The 6512-nt window shown below is 28.7% G+C and carries 6 protein-coding genes, 4 tRNA genes and 1 other annotated feature; all 10 genes read left to right on the top strand.

Annotation, left to right across the window (positions count from 1 at the left end; all coding sequences use genetic code 11):
• Positions 1–11: 11 nt before the first annotated feature.
• The 10 genes from A500_RS07710 to A500_RS07665 all read left to right on the top strand — a co-directional run bounded on the left by A500_RS07710 (position 12) and on the right by A500_RS07665 (position 6383).
• A tRNA-Ala gene (locus A500_RS07710) sits at positions 12–87 on the top strand.
• Between the two features lie 105 nt (positions 88–192).
• On the top strand, positions 193–696 hold the full coding sequence (locus A500_RS07705) for an HDIG domain-containing metalloprotein (protein WP_016207019.1): 504 nt from the start codon (positions 193–195) through the stop codon (positions 694–696).
• A 15-nt stretch (positions 697–711) separates the two neighbouring features.
• On the top strand, positions 712–1218 hold the full coding sequence (locus A500_RS07700; protein WP_016207018.1) for a transcription repressor NadR: 507 nt from the start codon (positions 712–714) through the stop codon (positions 1216–1218).
• A 19-nt stretch (positions 1219–1237) separates the two neighbouring features.
• Positions 1238–2650: an NAD(P)/FAD-dependent oxidoreductase gene (locus A500_RS07695; RefSeq protein ID WP_016207017.1), complete on the top strand. Its 1413-nt coding sequence runs from the start codon at positions 1238–1240 to the stop codon at positions 2648–2650.
• A complete protein-coding gene (locus A500_RS07690) occupies positions 2643–2897 on the top strand; it encodes a DUF1667 domain-containing protein (RefSeq protein WP_016207016.1) in 255 nt (84 codons plus the stop codon). Before A500_RS07695 ends, A500_RS07690 begins: the two co-directional genes overlap by 8 nt.
• 89 nt (positions 2898–2986) lie before the next feature.
• Positions 2987–3189: a binding site (T-box leader), on the top strand.
• A 61-nt stretch (positions 3190–3250) separates the two neighbouring features.
• Positions 3251–4528 (top strand): serine--tRNA ligase, encoded by a 1278-nt coding sequence (gene serS, locus A500_RS07685; RefSeq protein ID WP_016207015.1) that lies wholly within the window; start codon positions 3251–3253, stop codon positions 4526–4528.
• Positions 4529–4667: 139 nt separating this feature from the next.
• Positions 4668–4758: transfer RNA gene (locus tag A500_RS07680), tRNA-Ser, on the top strand.
• A gap of 243 nt (positions 4759–5001) precedes the next feature.
• Positions 5002–5092: transfer RNA gene (locus A500_RS07675), tRNA-Ser, on the top strand.
• A 23-nt stretch (positions 5093–5115) separates the two neighbouring features.
• Positions 5116–5206: transfer RNA gene (locus A500_RS07670), tRNA-Ser, on the top strand.
• Positions 5207–5375: 169 nt separating this feature from the next.
• Positions 5376–6383, top strand: a complete 1008-nt coding sequence (locus A500_RS07665) for a LacI family DNA-binding transcriptional regulator (protein WP_016207014.1) — start codon at positions 5376–5378, stop codon at positions 6381–6383.
• Positions 6384–6512 lie beyond the last annotated feature (129 nt).

Genomic DNA, 6512 nt, shown 5'->3' with positions numbered 1-6512 from the left:
ATTTTTTTTATGGGGGTATAGCTCAGTTGGGAGAGCACTTGCCTTGCACGCAAGGGGTCAAGGGTTCGAATCCCTTTACCTCCACCAAGCTACGATTTATTTCGTGGCTTTTTTTGTTTATAAAACTATATAATTGCTAATAAAAATATATAATGTTATTATTTTTATATATACTAAATAAGGGTGAGTAGAATGGCTTTTTATAGGATAAAACAATTTATTTGGGGATTTACTTCATTATTTAAAGATATAGATTACGAATATATAAGTAAGTTTTTAAATGATGATGAGATTAAGGTATTTAATAAACTAAAGCATAATGATAAGCATCATTGTATAAGGGTTTGTAAAGATTCAATAAAAATGAGAAAAGAGTTAAATATAGATGTAGATGTTTATAAGTTAGGAAAGGCAGCATTGCTACATGATGTTGGTAAGAGCATAAGACCTTTAAGTTTGATCGAAAAATCAATGGTAGTTTTATTAGATAAGACTACTAAAGGAAAGATAAAAAAATATGATAATATTAAGCAAATAGACATATATTATAATCATCCTAAAATAGGGCAAGAAATTCTGAAAAAGTTTAATTATGATAAAGAGTTTTTACAAGTGGTTAGATATCATCATAATAAAAATAAAATTGAGGATAATGATATACTCAATATTATAAGTGCTTGTGATGATAAAAACTAATATGGAGGTGAATTTATGGGATCTATAGAGAGAAGAGAAGAAATTATAAAATTACTTATTGAAAAAAATAAAGCTATAAAGGGTACTGAACTTGCTTCATTATTTAATGTTACAAGACAAATTATAGTAAAAGATATAGCTATACTTAGAGCAGCAGGAAAGAATATAATAGCAACGCCTGATGGATATATTTACAACAAAAGTACAAATAAGATAAAGGCTATAATTGCAGTGAATCATGAAAGTAACAAAACAATAGATGAATTAGAAGTAGTAGTTAAATATGGAGGAATAATAGAGGATGTTATTATAGATCATCCTTTGTACGGAGAAATAAGAGGAAATTTAATGATAAAAAATTTAAATGATTTAAACAAGTTTGAAAATGAATTTAAGCGAAAAAATGCAAAACCTCTTTCAAATTTAACTAATGGAGTTCACCTTCATACAATAGCAGCAGATAGTGAAGAAGATATTAAAGCTATAAAAAAAGAATTAAAAGAAAAAGGTTTTTTACTATAGAGTATGGGAGTGGTAAACTATGGATTATGATATTCTTATATTAGGTGGAGGAATAATAGGTTGTTCTGTTGCATATGAGCTATCAAAATATAATTTTAATATTGCATTAATAGAAAGGGATTATGATATAGCTGATGATATATCATTTGTGAATACATCCATTGTATATGATGGGTCCGAGACCTCAGATGATGTTATGGCAGGACTTGAGTATATAGGTAATTCAATAATGCAGGAAACATGTGAAAAATTTAAAGTTCCATTTAAAAAAATTGGTGCATTAAGGGTAGTAAGTGATGATAATGGAGTTAAAAAACTTGAGGAAATGTATGATAGAGCTAAAAAGAGAGGTATAGATGGTGTTTATTTAATAGATGATAAGGATGTGTACGATATTGAACCTAATATAAATTCTGATATAAAAAAGGGATTATATTCTGAAAACATAGCAATTGTTGCTCCTTATGATTTAGCAATAGCATATGCTGAAGTTGCATCAGATAACGGCGTTAATTTTAGGTTAGAAGAAGAGGTTTTGAATATACAAAATTTAGCTAAGGGGTTTAGAGTAACTACAAATAAAAACAAGTTTACTTGTAAAGTTGTTGTTAATACAATTCCACATGAAATATATATAAGAGAAAATGGAAAGGTAGAAGATAAAGAATTTGTTAGTGATGAATCTTATTTTAAAAATATGAGTTATTTATTAGTAGATGACAATTATAAGAATAAACTAAATAAGATAATTATTGAAACACTAGATAAAAATACATTTATAATAAGTTCTCCTACAACTACTACAGGATCATTAATAGGAATAAAAAGTACAGAAAAAACAAGTTTAGAAGATAATTTAATATATGCAAATAAACTATTAAGAGGTTTAGATAAAAATAATATAAATAATTTATTTAGAGAAGCGTATAATAAGGATTCAATGCTTATAGACGATAGCGAAATAGATAAAGGATATATAAGAGTTACAGGTACACATTATGGTAAAATAACAATTGCACCAGCAATTGCTAAAATGCTTTGTGATACTATAGCTAATAATTTAAATTGTACATTGAAAAAGAATTTTATAGATAAGAGAAGAGAGGTTTATAAATTTAGAGAGCTTGGAAAAAAAGAAGCAAATGAAATAATAGATTTAGATGAGAGGTATGGCAAGATAATATGTATATGTAATAGTATATCAGAAGGAGAGATTGTAGATTGTATAAGAAGACCATTAGGAGCTAGAACAGTAGAAGGGGTAAAAAGGAGAACAGGATCAGGTTTTGGAAGCTGTCATGGATCTTATTGTTATGAGAAAATAGTAAATATTTTAGCAAGAGAACTAGATAAAAATATAACAGATATAGTTGATGATTCTAAGAATTCTAAGGTTATTTCAAGTAGAATAAAGGAGTTTAAAGATGTATAATTCACAAGATAAAAATATGGGAAAGGATATATTTACATCTATAGTTAGAGTAAAAGGAAATGATAGACATAAAGTTGTTCCTGTAAGATCTAGCAAAGAGGTTGAAAAAGGCTTATGGTTAGAATTATCTAAGGTATTAGCTAGAATATATGTTAGTGTACCTATAAAATCAGGAAGTATAATCTGTAAAAATATATTAAATACAGATATTGATATTATAAGTACAAAAGATATAAATAACGAATAAATATAACAAGAATATATAACAATATATATAAATCAACTTAGTAAAATATTGACATATATATTTTTTATAATATATTAAGAGTAAATAAAAATAAACTGCTGAAAAGGCTAGTAATAACATTATTTATTTTAAGAGAGTCGATGTTTGGTGCAAATCGATAATAGTATGTTATGAATCCACCTTGGAGGGATTGCGATGAGCAGTACGGCTTAAACCGTTAAATTTATTAAAGAGAATAGTATTTCATAATACTATTAATTAGGGTGGCAACGCGGAATCTTTCGTCCCTTTAGGGGAAAGGTTCTTTTTTTATTGAAAAAATTAATGAACATAAATTATTAGGAGGTATACATATGTTAGATTTAAAATTTGTAAGAGAAAATCCAGAGATAGTTAAGAAAAATATAAAAAATAAGTTTCAAGATAGCAAGCTTCCACTAGTAGATGAGGTTATAGAGCTAGATAAAAATCTTAGAGAAGCTAAACAACAAGCAGAAGCTTTAAGAGCTGATAGAAATAAGCTTTCAAAACAAATAGGAACTCTAATGGCTCAAGGAAAAAGAGAAGAAGCAGAAGAAATAAAAAAAAGGGTAACTGAAAATTCAGAACGTTTAGCTGAGTTAGAAGTTAAAGAAGTAGAATTAGCTGAAAAAGTTAATACAATAATGATGACTTTACCAAATATAATTGATCCAAGTGTTCCTGTTGGTAAAGATGATAGTGAAAATGTAGAAGTTGAACGTTTTGGAGAACCAAGGGTACCTAATTTTGAAGTTCCATATCATACAGATATAATGGAAAAATTAAGTGGATTAGATTTAGATAGTGCTAGAAAAGTAGCTGGAAGTGGGTTTTATTACTTAATGGGTAATGTTGCAAGACTTCATTCAGCAATAATTTCATATGCTAGAGATTTTATGATAGATCGTGGATTTACTTATTGTATTCCTCCATATATGATTCGTAGTGAGGTTGTAACCGGTGTTATGAGTTTTGCTGAAATGGATGCTATGATGTATAAAATTGAAGGTGAAGATTTGTATCTAATTGGAACAAGTGAACACTCTATGATAGGTAAGTATATAGATACTATATTACCTGAAGAGTCATTACCACAAACATTAACAAGTTATTCTCCTTGTTTTAGAAAAGAAAAGGGAGCTCATGGAATAGAAGAAAGAGGCGTGTATAGAATACATCAATTTGAAAAACAAGAAATGATAGTTGTATGTAAACCAGAAGAAAGCATGGAGTGGTACGAAAAGTTATGGGTGAATACTGTAGATTTATTCCGTTCTTTAGATATACCAGTTAGAACTTTAGAATGCTGTTCTGGAGATTTAGCAGACCTTAAAGTCAAGTCAGTAGATGTTGAAGCTTGGTCACCAAGACAAAAGAAATATTTTGAAGTAGGAAGTTGTTCAAACTTAGGAGATGCACAAGCTCGTCGCTTAAAGATTCGTGTAAATTCTAAAGATGGGAAATATTTTGCTCATACATTGAATAATACAGTTGTTGCACCACCAAGAATGTTAATAGCATTCTTAGAGAATAACTTAAATGAAGATGGTTCAGTTAATATTCCAACGGCTCTTCAACCATACATGGGAAACATGAAAGTAATTAAATAGTTTTAGAGTTTAAGGGCTAAATCTGATTTATTAGATTTAGCCTATATTTTATTATATTAATATAATAAAAATATATAAATTTATAATTGACAATCTATAATGTCATTGCTATAATAATATTTGTCGTTAGACGGAGTATGGAGAGATGGTCGAGCTGGCTTAAGGCACCGGTCTTGAAAACCGGCGTACCTTTGCGGGTACCGTGGGTTCAAATCCCACTCTCTCCGCCATAAAAGCATCTAAGGTTTCTTAGATGCTTTTATTATAACTTATATAATAATTAGAATTATAAATAGCACCATAAATACAAAAGAGTCTAATAAAAAATATAATATTTTATTGAAAAGCTATTATAAATTTAAAATTAGTTTACTAAAAAGTTATTATGTTATAAAAACACTAAAAAATTTAAAATAATAATTGACAATATATATAGTGGTTGTTATAATAATATTTGTCGCAGGACATAAGATGGAGAGATGGTCGAGCTGGCTTAAGGCACCGGTCTTGAAAACCGGCGTACCTTTGCGGGTACCGTGGGTTCAAATCCCACTCTCTCCGCCATAAAATTTTAAAAGAAGGCACATGGAGAAATACTCAAGTGGCTGAAGAGGCGCCCCTGCTAAGGGCGTAGGTCGGGTAACTGGCGCCCGGGTTCAAATCCCGGTTTCTCCGCCAGAAAACATCTAACAATGTTAGGTGTTTTTTTTATTCATAAATAAAAAAGCATAAAATAAAAAAAGATAATTATAAAATATTTTTATAAATGTAATACTAGAGAAATAGATTTATTTTACATATGAAATATACTATAATTTTATTAAGTACTTTTTAGGGGGAAGATAAGATGAAAGTTACAATTAAAGATGTAGCTAGGGAAGCAAATGTTGCAACATCAACAGTTTCTAGAGTATTATCTAATAGCCATAAAATAAGTGATAAAACTAAAGAAAGAGTAAACGAAGCAATAAAGAAATTAAATTATACTCCAAATATAATTGCAAGGGGACTTGCTAATAGTAAAACAAGAATTTTAGCTGTAATATTGCCAAAAGAAGCAGAGGATATATTTTCAAATCCATTTTTTGTTCAAGCTATGAAAGGAATAAGTATATATGCCCAGAAAGAAAACTACTATATAATGTATGCTTTTAAGCAAGAAGAAAAAGATGATAAGGAATGGTTTAATAAGTTTATAGACAGCAATTTAGTCGATGGAATCTGTTTATTAAATTCTAAAGAAAATGATGATACAATAAAGTATTTAAACGATATAGAATTCCCATTTGTAGTTATAGGAAGACCAGATGAAATTAATAATGTATTATGGGTAGATAATGATAATGTAAAGGCTATGTATGATCTAGTACAAACGCTTATAGATTATGGCCACCAAAATATAGCTTTTATTGGTGCAAAGTCTAATTTAAATGTGTCTAAAGATAGATTAAGAGGATATAAGCAAGCATTACTAGATAATGGTATAGAAGTAAAAGGTGATTTGGTCTATGAAGCAGAAGAATTTACGCAAAGCAATGGAAGTTTCGCGGCAGATAGGATTCTAAGCCCAAATAAGCCAACAGCCATAGTAGCAACAGATGATTTGCTTGCATTTGGAGTTCAAGAAGTTTTAAATAAGCTTGAAATAAAGGATATATCAGTTGTAGGATTTAATAACATACCAATGTCAGAGTATCAAAATCCTTCATTATCCTCTGTAGACATTAATTCAGAAAAGCTAGGGTTTTATGCATCAAAACTTATTATAGATAAACTAGAGGAAAAAGGTAATAGCCAAAATTCATATATAATAGAAACAAAATTAATAGAAAGAGACTCTATAAAAAAAGTTTAAGTTTCAAATAAGTGCAATCGCTTGCACAATAAGCTTTAAATAGTAGAGAAATATAAAGATAATTCAAATTAAATCAAAATTTTGGATTAATTTGAATGTTAAAATTATTGTAAACAGTTTCTCAAAATG

The organism is Clostridium sartagoforme AAU1 (genome assembly GCF_000401215.1).
Lineage (GTDB): Bacteria > Bacillota > Clostridia > Clostridiales > Clostridiaceae > Clostridium > Clostridium sartagoforme.
This window is presented reverse-complemented; position numbering and strand designations above follow the sequence as displayed.